We start from the raw sequence: 25,105 nt of genomic DNA, 5'->3' as shown, positions 1-25,105 counted from the left end.
ATTGGGCATTTCTTATTTATCTCCCTTGTCCCCTAGCCCCTAGCCCCTAGTCCCTAGCCCCCAATCCCGAAAACCCGCACCAAAAACGCCCATTTATCTGTCACTTCCTCAATCATCTTCGCTGTGGGTTTACCTGCGCCATGCCCCGCCTTAGTCTCAATTCTAATTAGTACTGGTGCATCACCAGCTTGAACCGCTTGCAAAGTAGCTGCAAATTTGAAACTATGAGCAGGAACGACGCGATCGTCATGATCGGCTGTAGTAATCAAGGTTGCTGGGTAAGCTGTACCTGGTTTAATGTTGTGCAGTGGTGAATAGGCGTATAAAGCTGGAAATTCTTCGGGATTATCGGGCGAACCATATTCGGAAGTCCAAGCCCAACCGATGGTAAATTTGTGGAATCGCAACATATCCATCACACCGACTGCAGGTAAAGCTGCGCCAAACAAATCGGGACGCTGAGTCATACAAGCACCCACTAATAAACCACCATTGCTACCACCTGCGATCGCCAATTTTGCCGATTTGGTATATTTATTAGCAATTAACCATTCAGCAGCAGCAATAAAGTCATCAAAAACATTTTGCTTTTTCGACTTCATTCCAGCTTGATGCCATTCTTCACCGTACTCCCCACCACCTCGCAAATTAGGCGCAGCATAAACACCACCCATCTCCATCCACACCAAAAGACTTACAGAAAAAGTAGGTGTCATTGAGGCATTAAAACCACCATAACCCCAGAGGTAAGTAGGGTTATTTCCATCTAACTTAATGCCTTTTTTATGAGTAATAAACATTGGCACTTTTGTGCCATCTTTACTTTGGTAAAAAATCTGTTTTGTCTCGTAATCTGCTGGATTAAAATCCACCTTTGGTTGCCGAAAAACTTCACTTTTTCCCGTTACCATATCATAGCGATAGATAGTACCTGGTGTCGTGAAGCTAGTAAAACTATAAAAAGTTTCCGTATCATGGCGCTTGCCATCAAAGCCACTTACCGAACCAAGTCCAGGCAATTCTACCTCACGCACAAATCTACCCTTGAGGTCAAAAATTTTGACTTGGCTGCGAGCATCTTTTAAATAATCAGCAACAAAATGATTATTCAGTATACTTACACTTTCTAAAGTTTCTGCTGATTGGGGAATAACTTCCTGCCAGTGTTCTGGTGTTGGTTTTTTGATATCAATAGCAATTACTCTGCCACGAGGTGCTTTTAGATCTGTGCGGAAATAGAATATACTATCATCACGATCAATAAAACTGTAATCAGCTTCAAACTGGTTAATTAGTTCTACAACTTCAGCATGGGGATTAGTTAAATCTTTATAAAAAACTAAATTTTTAGAATCAGTTCCCAACCACACGGAAATTATTAAATATTTCCCATCTTCAGTCACATAACCACTAAAACCCCATTCTTTCTGGTCAGGACGATCATAAATTAATACATCTTCTGATTGTGGAGTACCCAACCGATGATAATAAAGCTTTTGATAATAATTAACATCTTCTAATTTGGTTTGTTCCTGGGGTTCATCGTAGCGACTGTAGAAAAAGCCTTGATGATCATTTGTCCAGGAAACGCCTGAAAATTTAATCCACTTCAGTTGGTCTTTTAAATCTTCACCTGTTTCGATATCGCGTACTTTCCACTCTTGCCAATCAGAACCAGAGGTAGATAGACTGTAAGCTAAAAATTGACTATTGTTACTAATGGATAAGCCGGAAAGGGCAACTGTACCATCTTCTGAGAGTTTATTAGGGTCAAGTAAAACTTTTGGTTGGGCATCAAGAGTTTTGAGAGTGTAGAGAACGCTTTGATTTTGCAGCCCATCATTTTTGAAATAAAAATAGCGTTCGTTGTCACTATTTTCCAAAGATTCGCCTTCTTTAAATGGGATACTATATCTTTCATAATTCCACAATTTAGTCAGGCGCTGTTTAATTTTTTCCTGAGCAGGAATCTGATTGAGGTAAGCAAAAGTAACTTGATTTTGGGCTTCAATCCAAGTTCTTGTTTCTGCCGAATCAGGATTTTCTAACCAACGGTAAGGATCTGCCACTAAAGTACCGTGGTAGTTATCAACTTGATCGCTTTGGCGGCTGGGTGGATAAGTCAGCATAGTTTTTGATGGGACTCTTTGCCGTGCGTAGTGTTTGCGGAACTGGTTCCTATTCACATTTTCCGCATCTGTTAATTTCTCAACTACTACCTGTGAAGGGAACTTTCTGGAAATTGTAGCATTAGCAACACCCGCAGGTAGCAACCATCGGCAGATTATCACTGTTGCCAAGAAGATTGCTAACAGCCGAGTCCATGAGACTTTGAGCATTATAAATTATGAATTGTGGCTTGTGTACAGGCATGGGGCATGGGGTATGGGGCATGGGGAAGAAAACTTATTACACTCCCCACACTCCCTTGTCCCCCTTGTCCCCCTTGTCTCCCTCATCCTCCTTCCAGTCGCCTATTTTTACGCACCAGTACTATGAATTAGTTTTTCTCCCTTGAGCATTCGTACTGCTGCTTCTAGTAGCGCTTCTTCTAGGTAAGGCTTGGTAAAGTAGCCGCTAGCACCGAGTTGGATTGCCATTTGTCTGTGCTTATCTGCACCGCGTGAAGTCAGCATGGCGATTGGCAATTGGTTGAGGTTGTGATCTTTCTGAATCCGAGAAAGTAACTCCAGTCCGTCGCAGCGGGGCATTTCAATATCACAGAATACGATATCGCAAGGCAATCCAGAGCGGAGTTTATCCCAAGCTTCTTGTCCATCACGGGCTTGTTCTACGCGATAACCTGCTTTGTTAAAGGTGAGAGAGAGTAATTCTCTGACTGTAATCGAGTCATCGACAATCAGCACAGTTGGATCAATTTTAACAGCAGTGATTTCTGGTACAGGAGGAGTGGTTTTATGTTGCCAAATACCACCATTTTGTTTAGACATCCGTCCTTGGAAGATGTCAATGATTTCTAGCACGTCAGCAATCGGCATAATTCGTCCATCACCTAGGACTGTAGCCCCAGCTACACCCAAGGGTTTGGGGGCAGGCCCTTCAAATTGCTTAATTACAATTTCTTGCTCACTCAGCACTTGATCAATTTGTAGGGCAATCAGGTTATTTGCCGATCGCACTACAACTACAGAAACCATGTCATCATCACGAGTTCCACCGTAGACATTACCCCGACTGAGTTGGCGGTTGAAGGCTAAAATATCTTTTAGGGGACGGAATGGCAATACTGTATCTCGCCAGGAAATATATGATTGCCCATCAGCAGTCTCTTGGATGTTTTTGACTGGAATATCTAGGGTATCTTCTACACCGTCCATTGGGAAGGCAATTCTAGCGCGATCGCTAACGCAGCACAGTGCTTTACAAATACTCAGGGTGAGTGGTAGCCGAATTGTAAAGGTTGTTCCTTTACCCAGGGTAGAATCGGTGTTAACTATGCCGCGAATTTCGCTAATTTCGGAGCGTACCACATCCATACCCACACCACGCCCGGAAATTTCATCTGCCTGATCTTTAATACTAAAACCAGCCTGGAACAGTAGATCGTAGATTTCTGGGCGGGTGATGGTTTTTGCCTGTTCTGCTGTGAGCATACCCAGCTTCAAGGCTTTGGCTTTAATTCGTTCTGTATCGATACCTGCACCGTCATCGCCTACAGAAATTACAGTTTGGTTACCTTGGTGAAAAGCACGAATTTTGATTTCTCCCACAGGCTGTTTACCAGAGGCTTGTCGCACTTGGGGGGTTTCAATTCCGTGAGCGATCGCATTATTCAGCATGTGAGTTAATGGATCTGTTAGGTGATCCAAAATCATTTTGTCAATCAAGGTGTCTCCACCTTCAATGACTAACTCTACTTGTTTGCCATATTTAATGGCATTGTCTCTGACTCCGCGCCGCAAGCGATCGATTGCTTGGGAAAACGGCACCATTCTTGCTCTTGTCAATCCCTCCTGGAGTTGGGTGGTTACTTGTCGGAATTGTCTAGCTACTCGCTCGGTTTCTTCCGTCACAAAGTCGATGTCACTGGCTGACTCCCGTACCCTGACGATCATTTCAATCATTTCTTGGGACAATGTATGGAAAGGCGTAAACCGATCCATTTCTAGTTCACTAAAACCCCTGTCAGAATTAGAATCATAGGATGGCACACCAGAATCTCTAGTTTTGCGGCTGGCTAAAAGTGAGGCTTCGAGGAGCGATCGCTCATATAATTCTTGCATCCTCGCCCCGACATCAGATAGAAGCTGTATCTGAATCAGCAAGTTATCTAATGATTGTCGCAAGCGTTCTTGATCCTGCTCTAAGGTATTACGATTTACTACTAACTCCCCGACTAAATTGCTCATATCATCCAGTTGCTTAACTGGAACTTTCATTGTTTCTTCAAATCTTGCTCCACGACGAGGAGCGGAGCGTGGTGTTTTGCCTGTGTTTGATTTAATTGATGGTGAGTGTGATATCGTTTGATCTGCTTCCGCTAGCAACTTCTCCAAATCACCAAATTCATCATCTATCTCTGGTAGGACATTGTTAGCAGTTGTTGGTGGTTGCAGTTGTTGTGGGTAAACTGGTGGCGGTGCAACGGCTACCTCCTCATTTTTGTCTCCATCTAGCAATGCTTCCAGTGCAGCAAAATCTTGATCTGGTATGGGGGATGCGAATTCCTCGTTTAATAATGATTCTAAGTCGGCAAATTCGTCTTCTTCCGCAACTGCTGGTGCTACCTCTAATTGATTATTAGCAACAACATTATTATCTTCCTCAGCTATTGTTGTAGCTTCAGTTGTCTGGGTTATTTTTAATTCGGTTACATTTTCTAGTAAGTCTTCTAAGTTTGCGTATTCTTGCAGGATATTTTCTGATAATTCATCAACTAAACTCAGTTCTGCACTCTCAGCAACAGTATTTTCTGCTTTTGATACCGCAGTTACCAAACTCTCGTCTAGATTTGAGTTAGCTTGAGACTGTTGCAAACTAGAAGGTTCAGCAAAATTAAAATCTAAAGTAGCTGCTGATTCATCGGCGACTAAATTTAATTCGGGAGTTTCCGCCACAATCGTTTCTGGCGTTTCAACGCTATCTAATTCCCCGAAATTCAATTCGTCGAGACTAGCTGTTGATTCATCGGCGACTAAATTTAATTCTCGAGTTTCCGCCACAATCGTTTCTGGCGTTTCAACGCTATCTAATTCCCCGAAATTCAATTCGTCGATACTAGCTGTTGATTCATCGGCGACTAAATTTAATTCGGGAGGTTCCGCCACAATCGTTTCTGGCGTTTCAAAGTCATCTAACCCCTCGAAATTCAATTCGTCGAGACCATCTGTTGATTCATCGGCGACTAAATTTAATTCGGGAGTTTCCGCCACAATCGTTTCTGGCGTTTCAACGCTATCTAATTCCCCGAAATTCAATTCGTCGATACTAGCTGTTGATTCATCGGTGACTAAATTTAATTCTCGAGTTTCCGCCACAATCGTTTCTGGCGTTTCAACGCTATCTAATTCCCCGAAATTCAATTCGTCGATACTAGCTGTTGATTCATCGGTGACTAAATTTAATTCGGGAGTTTCCGCCACAATCGTTTCTGGCGTTTCAAAGTCATCTAACCCCTCGAAATTCAATTCGTCGAGACCATCTGTTGATTCATCTGCGACTAAATTTAATTCTCGAGTTTCCGCCACAATCGTTTCTGGCGTTTCAACGCTATCTAATTCCCCGAAATTCAATTCGTCGAGACTAGCTGTTGATTCATCTGCGACTAAATTTAATTCTCGAGTTTCCGCCACAATCGTTTCTGGCGTTTCAACGCTATCTAATTCCCCGAAATTCAATTCGTCGAGACTAGCTGTTGATTCATCTGCGACTAAATTTAATTCGGGAGGTTCCGCAACAATCGTTTCTGGCGTTTCAAAGTCATCTAACCCCTCGAAATTCAATTCGTCGAGACCATCTGTTGATTCATCTGCGACTAAATTTAATTCTCGAGTTTCCGCCACAATCGTTTCTGGTGTCTCAAAGGTATCTAAATTGCCGAAACTCATCTCGATAATTGCTGCTGATTCATCTGCGATTAAATTCAATTCTGAGGAATCAATATTGAATAAATCATTTTCCAGATCGGTGACAGATTTGTCAGAATTTACAAATGGGTTTTCTGTTACCTGGTTGGTAAATTCAGGAGTAAAATCTAAAGGTTCTGGAGGTAAGGCTGTTGAAGGAATTAGTGTGTAAGCGCTTTGCTCTTGTAAGAAGCTGCTAATCTCTGTATCAGATACTTCTTGATCGTCAACGACAGGGGAAATTGTTGTGTTAGTTGGTGACAACTCGGCAAATAAATCAATCCCAGAATCTGATGACAATAGCAACTTTATCTGCTCATCTGTCTGCAAGAAAGTGCGATCAAAATCTTCCAGATCAAAATTTCCTGGTAGTGAGGGTAAGATTGAGGAAGTATCAGTCAGAAATTCATTAGCAGCCGTAAACAAGCTCTCCTCTAAGGCCTTAGCTACATCCTGATCGAGTGCCGAATCTAATTGTAACTGTTGTTCTGTTTGTGCTGCTTCATTCCAGAAGGTACTCAAATCGTCGTCTGCTGACAACGAAAAATCTTTGGCTATTGTTGGCGGCGTATCAAACAAATCTCCAATGTCCGACTCGCCTGGAGAAAGTGGTGTATGTTCTGACTGTTCCGTAAATAAATTATCTAAAGAAAAGCTTTCTGGTTGCGGTAATTTATGTTTTGATTCTCCGACTAAAGGAATTTTTTCTTCCAGATTTTCGTTGACATTTTCGGAAAATAATTCGGGAAAATTGCTTATTTGGTGAGGCGATATTTCTGTGAGGGCGATCACTTCATTTTCTGGTGGAGTTATTTCGCTTTCAGATAATGCCAGTCCCAATAAATCTTGTACCACATCTTCTGGTGCAATATCTCCAGGATATTCTAGGAGAAGGTCGGTAAATTCTTCTATACTTTCATCACTGGGAGAGTCTAAATTTAAATCATTTTTTGTTGTTGCTGTTTGTGAGTGTTGGTCCAGATTTTTTGGCTCTAATTGGGAATTATCAGCAAATAGTTCCTGGAAAGTTTCTGCTTGAATTATAGTGTTTTGCGGATTATCAAAAGATAGTAAATCCGCTATATCGCTGTCAGCATCCTCAGAATCGTTACTGCTGATATCGATGCCTAATTTACTGGCAGCATTAATGTCTAAAATTTCTTCTTGTTGCCAGGTTTCATCGAGTTCTGGAGTTTCACCTTCAAATAAATCAGCAAGTGTATTTAACTCAGCTATTCCCACTTCTGGCCCTTTAGGGTCAAGATTGTCATTGGTCAGCAGTGTATTATCTTCATTGCTAGACAAAGAGTTAAATAACAAAGGCGACTCTGTAGTGCTACGATCCTTTGTTGGCAGAATCGCCTGCTCTTGCTTAAGTTCCTTAGATAGCTCGGATAAGTTAGTGATGCTATTTTTGCTGTCACTAACAACATCATTGTTTGTCGAAGGTAGCTCAAAAGCGATCGCTTTACCTTGTGGCGCAGACTCATCGGGTAAATCAAAGTTAGCTATGTCGAATAACTCAACTTCTGGAAAGCTTAATAGTACTTCTAGCTGCTGACTAATGGTAATCTCAGCGTCTTTGCCTTTGAGTACTAATTCCTGCGCTGTTTTGATTTCTGTAATGACAATTTTAGCGAGAGTTAGATAAGTATTTTCCGGATTGGCGATCGCATTTGTCGCCGCTTGACATAAATTACACCATTTTGGCAAATTAAATGCCTCACCGAGCCGGACTAACTGTTGACAACATTGCTGGAGATTTTGCCGCGTTTGGGAGGTTGTCCCTTGTTTAAATAGTTGCAACATTTCCCGCAGTGTTTGCAGCACTTGGGTTTGGAATTCACTCCAGTTTTGTTGTTCTTGCGCCACCACAGGCTTTATTGTCTCCGGTGGCGATGTCAGGAACAATTCACCTGATACACTGCTGTCGTCTTCTTCTCCCTCGGAAAAATCCCGATGCATGAAAATAGCTGTCAGTGTGTTGTCATGATCCGCCACTGCGGCAAGTCGTTCAGTGACAGGAAAACTGTTGTCGCCACTGTTGGCTTTGTCTACAAGTAATTCTAGATGCTGATTCAGCCATTGGAAAACAGGCTCAGTTTCAGACATCAAAGTATTAGCAGTCTCTTCTGATAACCCATAGGGCCCGCTCAAATTTTCTAACAGCGCTTTGAGGGTATCAGCAACACCAAGAAACAAAGACTCTAATTTTTGATCAACCTGAATGGGATTTTCTTTGAGAATTTTGAAACAGTCTTCTAGGCGGTGAGACGTATGCTGGATGCTATTTAGACCAAGCATCGCTGCTCCCCCTTTAATCGAGTGAGCAGCCCGGAAGACTTCGTTGATCATTTCTGGGTCGTTCAGAGTGCCCTGGAGATTCAACAACCCCTGCTCAATCGTATTCAGGTGGTCTCTTGCTTCTTCAATAAAGTAACCCAAAATGCGCTGTTGTTGTTCCGGCAGCATAGTTTTTTCGCCAAGAGTCAAAGGTCAAAGGTCAAAGGGAGCCACTGCGGTCTTGGGGTCTCCCCAAGTAGAGCAAGTGGCGTTCAAAGGTCAAAGGTCAAGGGTCAAGAGTCAATTATTTGGACTTTAAACTATTGACTATTGACTAAATTATCTAGTTTCGAGTGTTTCCACCCGGAAACGTTCTACGGAAGCTATCAAGTTACGAGATACACCCACCAAGTTTTGTAGTGCGCCGGAAACTCGTTGTGCTTCCTGAGAGGTTTCCTGTGCTGTCAGTTCTACAGATTGCATAACGTGAGCCACAGCACGGGAGGTTTCTGTTTGTTCTACGGTATCAGAGGTAATCGAACGCACTAGAATATCAATACGATTTGCTACTTGTATAATATTTTCGAGCGATCGCTTGGCTTCTTCTGCCAATTTAGTGCCTTTAATTACCTGTTGTGTACCTTCTTCCATTGCCGTCATCACAGAGCCTGTTTCGCTCTGGATTTGCATCACAATTTGTTCGATTTCTTTTAAGGACTTGGCAGATTTATCTGCTAGCTGGCGCACTTCATCTGCTACAATCGCAAATCCGCGTCCGGCTTCTCCTGCCCTTGCTGCCTCAATACTGGCATTAAGTGCTAACAAATTGGTTCTAGAGGCAATTTGCGAGATTAAGGCGACAATCTTCGAGATTTCTTGGGAAGATTCTGCTAGCCGCTTGACTTTTCTAGTCGTTTCTGCTACTGTTTCCCGAATTTCCAAAATCCCCGCCACGGTGTTTTCCACTGCTTCCCCACCTTTGAGGGCGATCGTACTAGCATCACGGGCGACAGTTTCGGCTTCCCGCGCCGCTTCTGCTACCCGTTGAATTGAGTCTGTCATCACCTGAACGGAATTCAGTGTTACAGCTAACTCTTCTGCTTGTCGCAAGGCATCGCTAGATAAGGCTCTAGCAAATGTTTCGGAGTTAGTCGCACCTTTTGTTACTTCTTTGGCTGCCACTTTTACCTGCTGGACGATATCCCGCAAGTTTTGAATTGTCAGGTTAAAGGCATCAGCAACGGCTCCTAATACGTCTGCTGTTACCTCAGCTTGGACTGTTAAATCTCCCCTAGCGGCTCCTTCCACATCATCCAACAAGCGAATTACTTGGCGTTGCAGGTTTTCTTTGGCTTCTTCCTGTTCATCGGCTTTACGTTGGGCTTCATTGGTGGTAGTAAAAATCACCCGTGCCATTTCATTAAAGCCAGTGGCTAGCAATCCTAATTCATCTTCGGAATACACCGTGGCTTGAACATTCAGATTACCTTGACGCACAGCATCAAACTGAGCTTGCAAATTTTGGGTAGTGCGCCGAATTTGCTTAATTGTAAAATTACCCATAAAGGCGGCGGTAGCAAAACCAGCCAGCCCAGCTGCTAATGACATTGCCCAGCCTGTATTCCGCACCGATTCCCGTTGTTGGGGTGGAGAAAATGTCGTCGCGCCGAAGCTGACTACAGCTACAACTAGTGCCGAAACAATACCAACGCTACCCGCGATCAGCCATTGTTTCTTTTCTAGGGAAGCATTTTCTAAAGGTGCTAACCAACCTTGCTCGACGCTGACGGTGGGTTCTAACTTCGAGACATCGACTTGGGTAAAGACTGGAACTGGTTCTTGTGAACCAGTAATAGAAAAAAGTTCATCTTCGCGATCGCTATTTTGATCGAGTGCAGCAGGTTCGACACTTGAAGAACGAGAGTTACTGTCGATTTCCAGTGAACCAGAATGCATCGCTATATCGCTGAAGCTAGAGTCTGCATCTGCTAGATCAAACCCAGGAATATTACCCAAATCGTCAAATTCATCAAAGTCATCTAAAAACTCAATATTACTCTTGGAATTGCCTCCATGACGTAGACTGCTTGTATCTTCATCCCGGCTGAAACTTTCCGAGCCAAAGGCAGATTCAAATGCCTCCAAATCGAAATTATCGTCAATATCTAAGTTAGTTGTTTCTAGTTTTACACCCGGTTTAGGAAGATTTTCTTCTTGAGGAAAATTTTTGTTAGCACCAGTAGCTAGCTCTTTTAAGCTATTTTGGTCTTCTAGAGAACCCACCCAATTATCTGGTGTCGATTGAGATAAATTCTCCTGGTGGTTGGAATTTAAATTATTTGTTTTTGTAGGATTATTATCCTGAACAACTGTTTGACGCTTCGCTACAGTTTCTTGTGAAAAACTATTGCTTGGCAAATCCAAATCCACATCACTTGGTGGTTGATATTCTTCCCCCATTAAGAACTCTGTTGGGATTTCCCAACTGTTGCTTGTTGATAAATCAACTTCTGCAAACGAGGAATCGCTATCATCGCTGTCATCTGGAAAATTAGCGACACCTGATGAGGTGGAATTTGTCCCATGATCAAGAAAATGGTTATTCGTCGTCCCTGACTGCTCAATACCATCCTCTGTAATATCTTCTTGCCAGAACGCAGGCAAGTCCAATTCTTCTTGTTCCTCCCAACTATTAGCTGGGGATTCTTTTTGTGTTGCTTGGTGATTCAAATTAAACGGGTTATCGCTAAAAGAATCATCAGCATCCGCGCTGGAATTTAGTTCAAGATTACTGTTGGCAGAAATATTAAAGGGACTGTCCAAGGATGGCTCTTCTATTTCATCTCCCAGTTCTTGATATTCACCAAAAGGTTTATCGTCAAAACTGGATTCCAAATCTTGTGAATTTGGTTGATCGCTGAGCAAGGGATCAGAGATTTCTGGTGAAGATATTTGCTGATGATTATTCTCTATAGTAGCGACTTGATCTGGGAGGGATTGCTGATATTGATTAATACTTTCAAGCCCATGCTTAGCAAAACCAATGATTTCCCGATTCTCAGTTAACTGTAAAACTTTTTGATATTCGGCTTTGGCGACATCATACTGCTGTAAAACATAGTAGATGTGACCCCTTAACAAATGGGAGTTAGGGTCATTTGGTAAATTTTGCACAACTTGGTCAACTAAAGTGGCGGCAACATCATAATTTTGTTGCGCGTAAGCCGTACAAGCCTGCTTATATATCTCAAAGTGATCTTCTATACTTGCTGCCATTTCCACCCTCTCAATTTATCCTGCCCACCTGGCACTCCGCAAAATTGCCATTTGATCGAGTAGTCTTAAACACTGATTGTTTTTCGCATTTAATAACCACTCACCGCGCAGAAAGGGAGCCATAGTATCTGGTACATGATTTGGTAGCATCAGATTCTGTACATCCAGCCAGTCCATGCCACCGATTTCTTCTACCGCTAAGCCCACTATTGTGTCTTGCTCTTCGATAGCAATTACCGGAATTTCTGCTCTATCTGTGTTTAGCGCGGTTGCTTCCCCAAGAAATTGACCCAAATCAGCCACCCAAATTACTCGACCTCGTAAATTTAGAGTACCCAAAAGTAAAGGAGAAGCATTAGGAATGGGAGTGATTCTATCAGGACTCAGTTCCATTACCTCTCGAATCCCAGTTGCAGGTAGTGCAAACTCCTGGTGCGAAGGAATGTAAAACCGCAAATGTAATTCACCTTCAGGACTTTCTACTTGTAATTCAGGACGGAAGTGGTCGTGACTACCACCACTTAAAAAGTCCGGTTTGCTGATCATGTTATTTTCATCCTTATCCTCGCAGCAGTTGTTTGACTGTTCCTACCAACTCCGTTGGTTGAAATGGTTTGGCTATGTAAGCGTCTGCACCCTGTTTCATCCCCCAGTAGCGATCGAATTCTTCACCTTTGGAAGAACACATCACCACGGGGACGTTTTGAGTTTTTGGATCGGATTTTAACCGTCGGCAAACTTCGTAGCCGTTCATCCGGGGCATGACAATATCCAAAACCACCAAATCTGGCGGTGCTATTTGAATTGCTTCCAAAGCTTCTACTCCGTCACTAGCATGAGTGACTTTTAAGCCACTGGCTTTCAGGAGGTCTGTAATCATCTCCCTTTGTGCGATACTGTCTTCCACAATCAGAACTGTACTCATAAATGCCTATCTACCTCCTGATGTAGACGTTCCCATTTGGAACATTCCCTGATTTCCCCGCGAGCATTTAGTGTATAAATTTACTCTATTCCTTCACTAATTTATTAAATAATAAATTTGTACTATTGTACTGGGGCTGGCTGATTCTGTGATAACATTTTTTACCCCATCTTTTATGAAATCAACAAGTCTTGGATGTTTTTTCTCTGATCAGGCAATGCTCTATCTGATATATTTCTCTATGAGCATCAGTAACTCAGTATCTCGCACAGGCTTTGTCAAATAATCTGTAGTCCCGACTATCTTAGCTCTAAGGCGATCAATAAATTTATCTTGCTCGCTCAGCAGAATCATGGGCACTAGCCGAAATGCTGTTGACTGTCGCAGCATGGCACAAATCTCATATCCATCTAATTCTGTCATGGTCATATCACAGAAAATCATATCTGGCTTGAGTTGAAAAACGAGACTGAGAGACTCTAGGGGATTGGTTAAAGTTAACACTTCATATCCTTTTGGTTGCAAAATAGATTCTATAGTCTCACCGATAGTAGTTGCTTGTTGAATACTGACTATCCGTACTCTGCTCTTGACCTCCAAGGGCGAATTTTCTATATATATATCAACATCATCAGTATCTGAATATACTAAATGCAGCCAGCCCTGGAGTACGTAAGGATATATGGCCTTGGCGACTGTGTAAATGTCTCGGTTGAGACAGCGAGCTAGTTGACGCAGGGAGGTTTTACCGTCTGCCCAATGCTTGAGCTTATTAACTGTTTCTACTGGTAAACTCGAGTGGAATTGAACTTCGTCAGAAAGTATTGGCACTTGATTGGGTGACTGGATATGTGGATACATCTGCCGCCAATGTTGCAGTTGCTTGACAATTTTAGTTACTAGGGGAGTAATCTCCCAGGTAGTTAATTGGGGGATAACTGCTGGACCCTGGTGAAAACTAAAACTACCTTCATGCAAACTTAATAAATCAAACAGAGTTTCACATACAAGACCGTACATGATATCACGAGCTACCTTGGGGGTAATCAGATTATGCCCCAGCAGTTCCCAGAGATAGCTATACTCAGCTACATTCACTGAGTCTAGGGAGGTTAGTTGTGTATCGTCAAGCGGCATCTTGACTCGGTAATGTCGTAAATAATCGTCAATTCTCGATAAACTACCATCCCCTTGTTGGCAATAGATAATCTGGCCGTTCAGGAAAAAGATGAACCAATCCTGTTCGGGCTTGCAGTCCAAGGAATGATCATCTCTGTTGACCTGTACACTAGATTTTTGGCTATGGCGAAAGTTATGGGTTTTCACCAACAATTGACCTGTTCGCTGTCCCCACTCAATCAATTGCAGAATACTAGGAATATCAATTTCATTTAAATTTCCTTGCATTTAGCTCAAAGGTACTCCTTGCGATCCTGTTTACGTTCTGAGTTAATTTTGCCCAGTAATGTTTTCATATTTAACTAGCAGCACTACGTAGAATTTGTAATTCCCTATTAGCAAGGGTTTGGAACATTTCTCAAGAGAGGTTGACGGGCGCGATCGCTGTAGTAGATATTTTTTCTATCAAGCTGCACTAGTAGTCCGCCAAGGAAGGCTCTTGAGGAGCCAGCCGCCGTAGCGACCGCGTAGGGGCAAAGAAAGAAAGGGACGACGCAAGTGGTAGATGATTTTAAGTTCAAAGTTCTGACTTTTGTCAACAAAATCAGGTATAGTGTCGCTGACGACACAGAAAAAATGCGTGTTTTTTGTAACACCCTGCTTTAGTCATGGATATGTTGGAAATCCGGACTATCAATACCTCAACAACATCTCCAACAATGGAACACATTAAGCAATGTTCCTTAATTTTTTGTAATACACATTGATAATGCTAGTGATCACACGGTAGCCATCACTATTGCTAACAGCACAAAATATAAAGGCGCGATCCACACTTTCTATATGTAACAAGACATCATATGTCATGTCTATAAATAGTTTTGTTTGTCTTGTTTTCCCTGTTTGTGGTGAAATCAGACAAGCTAACAGCAATATCTAAGATATTACCCAAATCACGGACATCAAGTACACAAAAGGACTAACGGTGTGCTGTATTTAGCAGAAGTACAAAAGCAAAAAGGCAACTTACTCACGACGAATTTACTCAGTAGCAATACCAAAACGGAATTGAAACTCCTGGCTTGTCAGCGAACCGACCAGAATTGGAGTACTGTGCCGGAAGATGTGATTGCTGCTGAAGAAGCAAACAAATTAAATGATGGCGCACTCGTATTGGTGGAACTGACTCCAAATCGCCAGGTGCAGCGGATTCAAGAGGCTGGGCGTCCACTCGTTAATATATTGCAGAATTTTTCTCGGCAGGTGGAAAAATTTAAGCTCAAAGAAGAAGAGATTGATCAATGGAAGCAATCGTTAACCTTTCAGGCGCAAGAATTGAATCGCCGTGAAATGGAAATGGAAGTCCGCTTAGAACAGTTGCAACAAATGGAGGATGATTTTCAACAACTAGAGGCGCAAAAAGAGGAATTTTCAAATTCCCGTGCAGAAATTGAAAAGTTGCAACAAGAAATTGAGCGCAATCGTCAAGAACTGCAAGGAGCTTGGGAGCATTTGCGGGGTGAACAGCGTCGTCTGGAGGAGTTTCAAGCGGATTCCCAACAAGGAAAGGCTTTAGATGAAGAACAAAGTCGAGTGCTCAGTGAGTTACTCTCACGCTTGTCTAGCCAGGTTGCTCCAACAGAAACAGTCCGAGAACACTTGAATTTTGCTTTTGATTTAGTCGAAAGACAGCAAGGTACTTTAAATCAACACTGGGAACAACTAGAGCAGCAAAAAACTGTCGCTGCCGGGAAGCAAGAGGAACTTGAGCTACTCTCGCAAACTTTTAGCGATCGCCAAAATAGTTGGGAACAGGCACAAAATTCTTTATATCAACAAACAGCAGAGTTAAAAGTGACTACGGCAATTCTTGCTAGCAAGCAGGAATATGCTGGCATATTGAAAGTGCAATTACGAAATCAGGAAGATTTATGTCAGCAGATCCAGTCTTTGAGTGGAACATCTGGGGAAGGGATTCTTTGCCAAGTTGATCTGAAAGCTTTAGAAAACATGGCTTTAGAGGAACTGCAAAAAGTCGTGCAAGATTTCCAGGAGAAGCTTGAGATAGATTCTAGCTTTGTTCACGATCAAGAACAAGAACTAAAATATAAGCAAGAAACTATAGAAGAACTACAAAACAAGATTAATCACGCATCTGACCAAGACATAATTAATCTAGAAATGGAACTGGCAGATGAAAAAGACCACTACCAAATGTTAAACCAAAGTTTGGTGGGACAACGGCGTAATTTGCTACAACGGCAGCAGTTACTTAAGCAACACCAATCGGTACTCCTAAAAAAACAAGGACAGACTGTTACCAATGAACCAGAAGATAACACAATTGATTTGAGACCGATTCTGTTACAAAGCGAAAACCAGCGACAACAACAATCTCAAGAGTTGCAAAAGTTGGAACGTGAGATTGAACAGATGCAAGCGGGTATTGAGCTATCCCAAGGGATGATCGAGAATCAAAGCCATGACTTGGAAGAACAGCGCCAAGAACTGAAAACGATGGAGCAAAACTTGCAAAGCTTAAGAACAGCAACTACTGAATGCTGGAGTCGGGTGAATGTCTATCAAGAATCATTACAACCAATTCAAGACTGCTTGGATGGTTTACGCCAGAAGTTGCATGGAATGGTTGAATCCTTAGCTCAAGTTCAACAAATCGGTGATGATCAACTAGAGGCTATTACCCAGATACGCCATACGCTTTTAGGCTTAATATCTCAGCCAGAATTAGTAGCTTAAACAGGATCAGTCTGAAGTATGTAGACACCCTCTGGGTGGCTTGTCGCAGGCTAGGATTTCATACTTCATTCTTAATGTAGATCCAATCACCTTGTACTTGGGCGATCGCACCCCCGGGAAATGGATCGGTTTGTGAACGGTTGGGTGCTGTAATTAAATTAGTTAATTTCTCGATGTGTTCAAAACTGGGCGCATCTGGAAGTATTTGTTGTAGTACTTGACGCATGACACGACGTTGCAATGCTAGGGGTGCTGTTTGTAAGATGCGGCGATTGAGCCTTACGGATGGGGCGCATGGATCTTCCTGGCTCTTGATCGTGGCTTGTTCCCTCAACTTCTGGGCTGCTGTCTCTAAATATTCCACTTCCCCTTGTAGCAGTTCTGCTGTTTGCGCTAAAGCTGATTCGACTTTGGGGTTAAAATTTGCTTGCAGATATGGAATTAACTCTTGGCGAATACGGTTGCGGGCGTATTGTAAATCTTGATTTGTGGAATCTTCCCAAATTGGGAGATGGAAATCATCGCAAAATTGCTTTGTTTGTGTACGGGTAACTTCTAAAAGTGGACGTACTAAGGTAATGTCTAGAGTCAGTGGGCGTTCCCAAGTCAGAGCTTGTAAACCATCAGCCCCGGTTCCGCGAATTAAGTTATATAGGAGAGTTTCTGCGCGATCGCTTGCCGTGTGTCCTGTGACAATACAATGGTAATTATGTTCCTGCGCGATCGCACTTAAAACTTGATACCGCCAATTGCGTGCAGCCGCTTCACTAGTTAATTCCTGGGTTGCAGTTTCTAAATAAAATAATATATCCCAGCTTTTAGCAAGTTGTTCTACATGGATAGCATTAGCTTGGGAATCAGAACGCCAGCGATGATCGCAGTGAGCAATACCTAAATGCCATCCCCATTTGGATTGTAAATCTAAAAGTAATTTTATGAGGCACAAAGAATCTTGTCCACCAGAAACTGCCACTAATAGGCGTTGATGACGCTCAAATAAGCGGCGCGTTCGGATAGTGCGATGTATTTTTGCATGTAGATTAGTCCATCCCATTTTATATTGTGAACCCCAGAATGACGCACATCGTTGTCTATTTTATCTGTGGATTCTGGGTGGAATGGCACTTGAACTTGAGGATTTTATCAACCCCCAAGGTTTGTAGAATATGATATTCTTTCAGAAGGAAGGACTATGTTCGTTATCCCAACACTTATTATCATGCCACTCTCTTTGAGTATATTGACATTCGGAGGCATTATCAATCCAAGGTATTGATGTAGCATGAGGTGATTCTTTGCTGGAATTCAAGAAAGAGAATAGGGAAGAATAAGTAGAGGAGTAGAACAAAGAATAAATGATAATAAAAGTCGAGACTGGAAGACCTATGAACAATGCTGTGCCCAGGACGATGTTGTTGAAAGTCCAAAAAGGTTTACCTGTTTTAGACCGCAGAAATTTCTTCTTAATTTTGGAATTTGACAACACAATATTAACCTGAATAAATATCTACTTATTTTCAATCCGGCAGAGGATAGCTATATTTTATCTACTAAGAAGTGACATTAACCATGAGGATATTACCGTTTAGATTTTTGAAGCTTTGATTATTAGTAGCAAATATGCCATAAACACACAAGATGAAATAAGTTTTTTTGCTGAAATTTTTTCAAAAATCCAGTATATATTTAATCAATATTTTATAAATATTTTCTAGAAATTCATCAGAAGAATCCGGGCGCAAAAAATGCAAAAAAAACCTCCCCGTGGGGAGGCTGAAATAATTGAGCGTAGACAATTTTAGGGCTTACAGGCGAACAACAGCGATCGCTCCTCCTATTGCGGAGAAAATAGCGGAGACAACTGCTGTAGCAAATAACCACCAAGCTGCTGTGGCGGCGGCTTTGCGGGTTTCTTCGGCTTGTCGCTGTGCTTGATGCTTGACTTCTTCTAAACGGCGTTGTGCTTCGTGGTGTAAGCGTTCTGCCCGTTGGAGAACGGTGTTGCGAGCGCCTTCAATTTGGTCGATAATTCGGTTGGCATCTTCTTCGGAGATATCCTCACGGGAACTGATAATCGCCACTAAGGTATCGCGGTTGAAAGAAGATAGGCGATCGCGTAAGGCATCAAATCCTGCTTGCGGATCGTCCAATAATTGGCGGACATCACGCTTAATACTATCATAGTTCAGTTCTGGACGCTCCAAGGAGTTGAGATAGTTGCGGATGCGGGCAAAAACACCATCAATCGTATCTTGGATGCGGCGCTGAATCCCGCGTATTTGCTCGACAAATTGCTCTTGTACCGAGACGATGTTATCGGCAATTCTGGCTGCTTCTTCATCGGTAATATCTTCACGAATTTTCAGCAGCGCGATAATTGTGGAACGGTCAAAATGAGCTAGGCGATCGCTAAAACTTTCCATCCCCACACGCGGATCGTGCAGCAACAGTTGTAAGTCGCGCTTGATACCTTCGGGATTGAGTTCTTCTTTGCCTGTTTGCCGCAAATACTCTTCCAAATAGGCTTGGAAAGTTTCTACTCGTTGCTGGGTTCTGGTAGCAATTCGACGAGGCGCACGGACAAAATTGCGAATCGAATGTTGTACAGAATCAATGATTTCATTGACTTGCTGTTCGCTCAAATCTTGACGTTGTCCCAGTAATTTTACTAGTGTATCTCTGTCTACTTGGGACAAGCGACGGCGTAGAGCTAAGGCTCCTTCCTTGGGGTTTTCAAACAATCTGTTTAAATCTCGCTGAATACCTTCGGGGTTGAGTTCAGCTTGGCCAGTGTTGCGCAAGTAATCGGCGATGGTAGTACTTACAGAGTCGTATTGCTCCTTGGCTTTATCGACTACAGCTTGGGGTGCATGGCGGATACTGTGCCATGAATATTCAACAGTATCAACGATTTGATTGGCTTGTTCTTGGCTAATATCTTGGCGCTGACTCAGTAGTTTTACCAAGGTGTCGCGATCAAAACGAGCTAACCTAGCCCGAAGTGCGATCGCTCCCCCTTGGGGGTCTTCCAGTAGCCGTTTGAGATCGGCACGAATTGCATCGGGGTTGAGTTCGCCTTTGCCGGTATTACGCAGATATGACTCTAAATTCAACCACAGGGTTTCTGCTTGATATTTTGCTTGATCTGCCAACCCTTTAGATTCAATTAAAGCGCGATCGCGTTGTTTTTCTAAATCATCCAGAATCCCGTCTATTTCGTATGGCTGAATATCGTTGCGTTGAAACAGTATTTGCTGCATTTGGTGGCGATCAATCGCCGCTAACCGCCGGGAAAGGGTTTCATAATCTGCATCTGGGTCTGACAACAAAGCTCTAAAATCCCGTTCAATACCTTCAGAAGTCAAATCAGATTTACTGGTAACGAGGAGGTAGCTGGAAACGCGACGTTGCAAGTCTTCTACTATCTCTCGTTCTTCAACAGCAGTCACCGTCACCAACACTTCTTGGCGGACAGTTTCTAAGCGATCTGCAATCCGCTGAATTTGTCCTTGGGTCAGCAGTCCCCGTTGTTGTAAGATGTTGACAAAATCATTGCGCGAAAGCCGATCTAATTCCCGCCGCACTACTCCTGGGTCTGCGGCTGGATCGTAGATGACATCGCGGAATTCTTGACCAATTCTTTCGGGACTGAGTTGCCAAGCGTAAGTGTTATGCAGGTAGTTTTCCACATCAGCCCGAATGGGGCTATAAGGTTGGGAAGCTGCGGGTAAGCCCAGCTTATCAGCTTGTTCCGTGATTTTGTCTTTAGCAGTGGATAAAGATTGCCAAATTTTTTCGACATCCAAATCTGACAAGTCTGTTCTCCCCAAAACAATACCAGTCAAAGCCGAAAGCCCTTGCTGGATTGTACTCTGAATTGGGCCTGGGGCTGCTTTTTGGTCAGCTTCTTTAGAACCACGAGTTTCGGAAATTAACCTTTCCAGCTTGGCGTTGAGTTCATCTGTTTTAGTTTGTCCTGGTGGTACAGATTTCAGGTATTCAACTAACTCCCCTAAACGGTCTTGGGTGGGTGCTTGTTGACTCGCCACCTGCTGCCACAGTTTATATAATGTATCAGCAATGCGCTTCACATCGCGTTTAGAAAGGTCGGTGCGACTGCTGACTAAATCAATAAACTTTTGGCGATCGATATTGCGGAGATCTGGGCTACCTGCGATCGCTTGGAATTGTGGATCTTTGAGTAAATTTTCAAACTCACTGCGGATCTTGGATAGATCCAACTCTGGGGGACGCAACCTGTCTAGGTAATCCTCGACATTTTCCCGAATACTCGTAGGGTCGATTCCGCTTCCTAGTTCCCGGCGCACAGCAGATGCGGCGGCTTCAGCTGTCGCCACAACTTGATTACTGACAGTTTTTGCACCCAATGCAGCAGTCGCTGTCCCCATAATTGCTTGAAAGCCAGAGGTGGCTGTATTCACCACTGAGCCAATTAAGGAACCGACTGTAGTGGAACTTACCCACATCAGGAGTAAAAAATAAGCACCCCAGATTACTAGCCCCAGAGTTGCGCCCAGTCCTGGATCTAACACCAACAGACTGAGTTTTACTGCTAAAAAAGAAGCAATTAATAAGGCAACTGTGACAGTAACTAACGTCCAAATACCTACTGCTGTACCAATTTTGCGAATTGTACCGCCAAAACTTCCCGCTTCTTCATGATCTGAGTCCGAAGGTCTCCCTAGGTAGGAAATCCCCGCCGCCACCGAGAGATTTGTTAAAACTAATTGGAAAGCAAAAGCTAAAATCACACCAGAGATTAAAGCCACAAAAAAGCGGGGCCCAGAAGTGATAACCGATGCTTGTGCTGGTGAGACATTTGGGGAGTCTACTGGAACCTGTGCCACCCACAATAGTGACTTGTAGAGTCCCAGCATAATTTCTGTACTTTGAAACATTGTATTTCCTTTGTCTAAGCTTAAATTTGGGGAAATTAAGAATTACATGAGCATAAATTTTTGTGTCTATGGTCAAACAATCACGTCTGTAGCTTTCAGAATCGTGGAATTTGGGCATTGTCAGCATCTCTCCACAGTTTGAACAGCATATCTAGCGCAGGATAGAAATATTTATTAAATAGTTGGTTAAATTGTTTAATTTATTATTTTTAACAGCGTTAAATAGCTATATTTTTTATCAAAAAATTAAATCTAAAAAAATATGCGATCGCCACTGTATATGAATGGGCGATCGCATCAGCTAGCTAATACGGTCTACTTCACCTTGGCGCGGAAGCGAATGAAACCATAGGAATTAGTAGGTGTACCCGATACCGTCGCTTTTGGGATCGCATTTGCGCCTGAAACTACCTTGACGACAACAGCACCGTTGGTATTAGTCGCCGAACAGGTAGCGCCGCCAGTTCCGCTATTTGCAGAGAAAAATTGACCGCGATCGCCATCTGTATTATCGCTACTCATACGCTGAGTGGGAGTAGTAGGTAAACTCGTAGAACTCCAACCCAAAGCAATGCCTAAATCTGTACCTGTCGCCCCAGTGTCGATAGGAATACCCGTATCGCTATTAAAACTTTGAGTTTGGAAATTTGTATTTGCTGGAATTAAATCACAAATCGTCATATTTTTCGCATCAACAGCACCCTTAGAAAGGAAGTAGACCGTATATTCCAAAACATCACCAGGTTTTACAAAGCCACCATCAATTTTGCCACGTAGATAGGTATTATTCGGATTAGGCCAGTTAGAATCATTATCATCAGGTGCAGTGGGATCAGTAGCATTAGTATTATCTACAAATCCTGTGAGATCCACACCATTAATAGCTGTAATCCGTTTGACTAGCAATAACTTGGGTTTACTATCCAAAATAGTCACTAGATAATCTTCTACTTCTCCACTACCGATGATACCTGTGGGGGTGGAAGTAGTTACATTTCCATTACTTATCCGGAAACGAGCATAAGTATTACCTGGTGTCGTGCCACCTGGTACTGTCCAAGTCAGAGTTTTATTACTATTATTAGTAACATCAGCGATCGCTTGAGATACACCTTCACCAGCTTCAAAAACACCGTTTTTGTTAAAGTCAATCCAACCTACTAAAGTTGCAGCAGTACCTATATTATTGGTAACATTAACTGTAGCGCTATAGTTGCCACTTGTGGTTAAGGTATTAGTTAAGGTAACGCCATCTTCATCATCCGGTGTACCTGTATTATCATCAGCATTTGCTGTAATATTTTGTAATGTACCGTTATCTGCATCAGGAACATTAGCCCCTAGCTTGAGGTTTGTGTTAATTATATGAGCCGGACCACCACGGGAATTAATAGTATTGTAGTTCGTTGAATTATTGCCTGCTGTCCCTGTATCAGGTGCATCACCATAGTCATAGGTTGTAGATGCTCCAGCGATCGTGAGAACATAGTCTTCTACTTCACCATTTCTACCACCACCGATAAAATCACTGGTACTAAGTGGGTCATTGTTAATCCGAAACCGAGCATAGGTATTACCTGCCACTAAACCCTTTGAACCTAAACCTGTCCAAGTAAGAGTGGTGGTGTTATTAAAATTATTGGCTATAGTCTGAATAACACCTTCCGATGCTTCAAAAGTACCATTGCGATTAAAGTCTATCCAGCCACCTAAATAAGCAGAAGCAGCAACATTATTACGAACTCGTAGGGTAACACTATAAGTAGTATCAGTAGTAGATAAAAGATTAAAACCAGTTACACCATCTTCATCATCTGTGTTATTAATATCATCACCATGAGCATCAGCACCAGGAAAACCGTCTATTTCCGCATCTGCTGCTATTGTTCCTAAATAAATATTGGCACTGGTAAGATGACTAGCAGGTGTGCCACCAACAGTAATATCTTTGTTTGTACCATAAGTATCAGGTGCATCACCAAAGTCATTGCTATCTACATCACCAATAATGGCTGGAATATTACCTATAGCAAATTTACCATAAACGAAGGTATCAAGGTATCTCAGATCGCCCCAACTACTGCCGTTACTACCTTGTGAACCACCAGATGAAGTACTCCCCCAGGTATGACGACCATCAATAACTCCATTGGGGAGGGTAGTTGTTCCTGATGCACCGAGAATAGTTTTGTCATCCCAATAGACTTCGGTAGAAGCAGTACCAATTGAGGATGTAGCTTCCCGAATAGTTAAGCCAGTACCAGGTCCACTGGTTTCTACATCTCCAGCAATAAAGTGGTATTCACCAATAATTGCTTTAACTTGGGCATCGTACTTTCCTACACCTAAAACGTTACCAGCATTGTCTTTACCATCCCACTCGGCGCTGACATTGCCAATAGCATCGGTGTCTCCTCTTAACTGAACATCTCCTGCTCCAAAAATTCCATCTTTATTGGTGTCAACAATAATTTGATAAGTACCAGGGAGGCTAGAGGTAAATTTAAAGTAGCCTTTATCTTGGGTATTAATTGTTAAACCAGGGGTAAAGGTATTATCTTCTCCGTCACTATCTTCAAATCTTAAATTGCTAATTGAAGGACCTGCGGTTGATCTGACAAAGGTTTGATCTGGGTAACTCAGATATTGTCGGTATTGGGGATCAACTCTGTTCCCAGTAATAGGAACACTCAAGCCTCGAACATTAACGCCGGCTGCATTGGGTGAGTGAACACCTCCATTATTTGCCACCAATTCATAAACATATCCAGCAAAATTATTTAAGTCTAATTTCCAAACAAAGTTTGTACCCGGAGTACCACCAGGTACAACGACATAAAAATCTTGGTTGGTAGATTCAGTTTGGGCAAAAGATTTAGCATTAAAAGCCCAAACGTAAGACCAAACTCGTCCTTGGGCTATTTGGGGATCTGCGACAGCTGGTATTTTTGCACTTGGGCTAGTGGGGTTAGTGACTGAGATATCAAATTGACGAAAAACTGTATTATTATCAGTTGATGAAGCGGCATTATTGGTCAGGTTCTGTAAACGGATTTCATAAACTCCAGGTCCTGATGTGGCAGGAACTTTAATAACGCTGCCATCAGCAGAAAAATTACCGGGTGGCACGGCGGGGGTTGTTGTGTCCATGTCCGCCTTAGTTAACCTATTATAGGCATAACAATCACTATTATTGGCAGTATCTGTACCTGTACCAAAAGTCCCTTGACCTCTGAAGTTAGTATTAGTATTGGTTGCTGTTCCAGCTTGACCAAAAACTAATGCCCCAGAAGCAGGGGGATAAGTGGAATAAGCTCCATTAAAATTGAATGCATTACTGTCTGGTACAGGTTGAGAACCGACATAGTAAACATCTACTTCCCAGTCATCAGTCCAAGCATTTCCACAAGCACTGATATTGATAATTTCATTGCTATCTTTAATATCTACATAAATTGGACGTTTTAATGCACCAATATTAGTAGTTGAACCACCTGCATCATTATAGTTAGCATCATATTCAAATAAAGCTTGTCTGCTTTGACCAGCAGGACTTGGACCTAATGTGTAACTTCCTTCCGATCGCACAAGTTGTATCCAACCAGTGATTCCTGTAAATTGAATCGTAAATATAAATGTTAATAATGTGGTAATTAAGAAGCGAGTTAAGCGATCGCTATTTAATTTTTTGATTATTTTTTGTATAAATGTAAACATAGTTATATACCTAGTGGCTAGTA

The 25,105-nt window shown here is 42.5% G+C and carries 10 protein-coding genes; 1 reads left to right on the top strand and 9 read right to left on the bottom strand.

Features of this window, described 5'->3' with window-relative positions; translation table 11 throughout:
* Window positions 1–53: 53 nt before the first annotated feature.
* The 6 genes from AACU32_RS13030 to AACU32_RS13005 form a co-directional block, all read right to left on the bottom strand.
* Entirely contained in the window at window positions 54–2,339 is a 2,286-nt protein-coding gene (locus AACU32_RS13030; protein ID WP_445223173.1) for a prolyl oligopeptidase family serine peptidase, read from the bottom strand.
* 141 nt (window positions 2,340–2,480) lie between these two features.
* Window positions 2,481–8,558, bottom strand: a complete 6,078-nt coding sequence (locus AACU32_RS13025; protein ID WP_096600096.1) for a hybrid sensor histidine kinase/response regulator — start codon at window positions 8,556–8,558, stop codon at window positions 2,481–2,483.
* 150 nt (window positions 8,559–8,708) lie between these two features.
* A complete protein-coding gene (locus tag AACU32_RS13020; protein WP_096600094.1) occupies window positions 8,709–11,645 on the bottom strand; it encodes a methyl-accepting chemotaxis protein in 2,937 nt (978 codons plus the stop codon).
* A 15-nt stretch (window positions 11,646–11,660) separates the two neighbouring features.
* The gene (locus AACU32_RS13015) at window positions 11,661–12,191 is read right to left on the bottom strand and encodes a chemotaxis protein CheW (RefSeq protein WP_096600092.1); all 531 of its coding nucleotides are present in this window, start codon (window positions 12,189–12,191) and stop codon (window positions 11,661–11,663) included.
* Window positions 12,192–12,204: 13 nt separating this feature from the next.
* Window positions 12,205–12,570 (bottom strand): response regulator transcription factor, encoded by a 366-nt coding sequence (locus tag AACU32_RS13010; protein ID WP_096600090.1) that lies wholly within the window; start codon window positions 12,568–12,570, stop codon window positions 12,205–12,207.
* Window positions 12,571–12,792: 222 nt separating this feature from the next.
* Entirely contained in the window at window positions 12,793–13,977 is a 1,185-nt protein-coding gene (locus AACU32_RS13005; RefSeq protein WP_096600088.1) for a response regulator, read from the bottom strand.
* A 699-nt stretch (window positions 13,978–14,676) separates the two neighbouring features.
* On the opposite strand from AACU32_RS13005, the gene hmpF reads away from it, so the two are divergent.
* Window positions 14,677–16,446 carry a pilus motility taxis protein HmpF gene (hmpF, locus tag AACU32_RS13000; RefSeq protein ID WP_096600087.1) on the top strand — a complete coding sequence of 590 codons (1,770 nt, stop codon included), beginning with the start codon at window positions 14,677–14,679 and terminating at the stop codon, window positions 16,444–16,446.
* Between the two features lie 58 nt (window positions 16,447–16,504).
* Here the strand turns inward: hmpF and tilS are convergent, their stop codons facing one another.
* The 3 genes from tilS to AACU32_RS12985 form a co-directional block, all read right to left on the bottom strand.
* A complete protein-coding gene (gene tilS / locus AACU32_RS12995) occupies window positions 16,505–17,500 on the bottom strand; it encodes a tRNA lysidine(34) synthetase TilS (protein WP_096600085.1) in 996 nt (331 codons plus the stop codon).
* A gap of 751 nt (window positions 17,501–18,251) precedes the next feature.
* Window positions 18,252–21,365 carry a hypothetical protein gene (locus tag AACU32_RS12990; RefSeq protein ID WP_096600083.1) on the bottom strand — a complete coding sequence of 1,038 codons (3,114 nt, stop codon included), beginning with the start codon at window positions 21,363–21,365 and terminating at the stop codon, window positions 18,252–18,254.
* A 315-nt stretch (window positions 21,366–21,680) separates the two neighbouring features.
* Complete coding sequence (locus tag AACU32_RS12985) at window positions 21,681–25,082, bottom strand: GEVED domain-containing protein (protein WP_096600081.1); 3,402 nt, start codon at window positions 25,080–25,082, stop codon at window positions 21,681–21,683.
* Window positions 25,083–25,105 lie beyond the last annotated feature (23 nt).

Source organism: Calothrix sp. NIES-2100 (genome assembly GCF_963875285.1).
Taxonomy (GTDB): domain Bacteria; phylum Cyanobacteriota; class Cyanobacteriia; order Cyanobacteriales; family Nostocaceae; genus Aulosira.
Note: the sequence above shows the minus strand (reverse complement) of the source record. Positions and strands in the feature narration are given on the sequence as shown.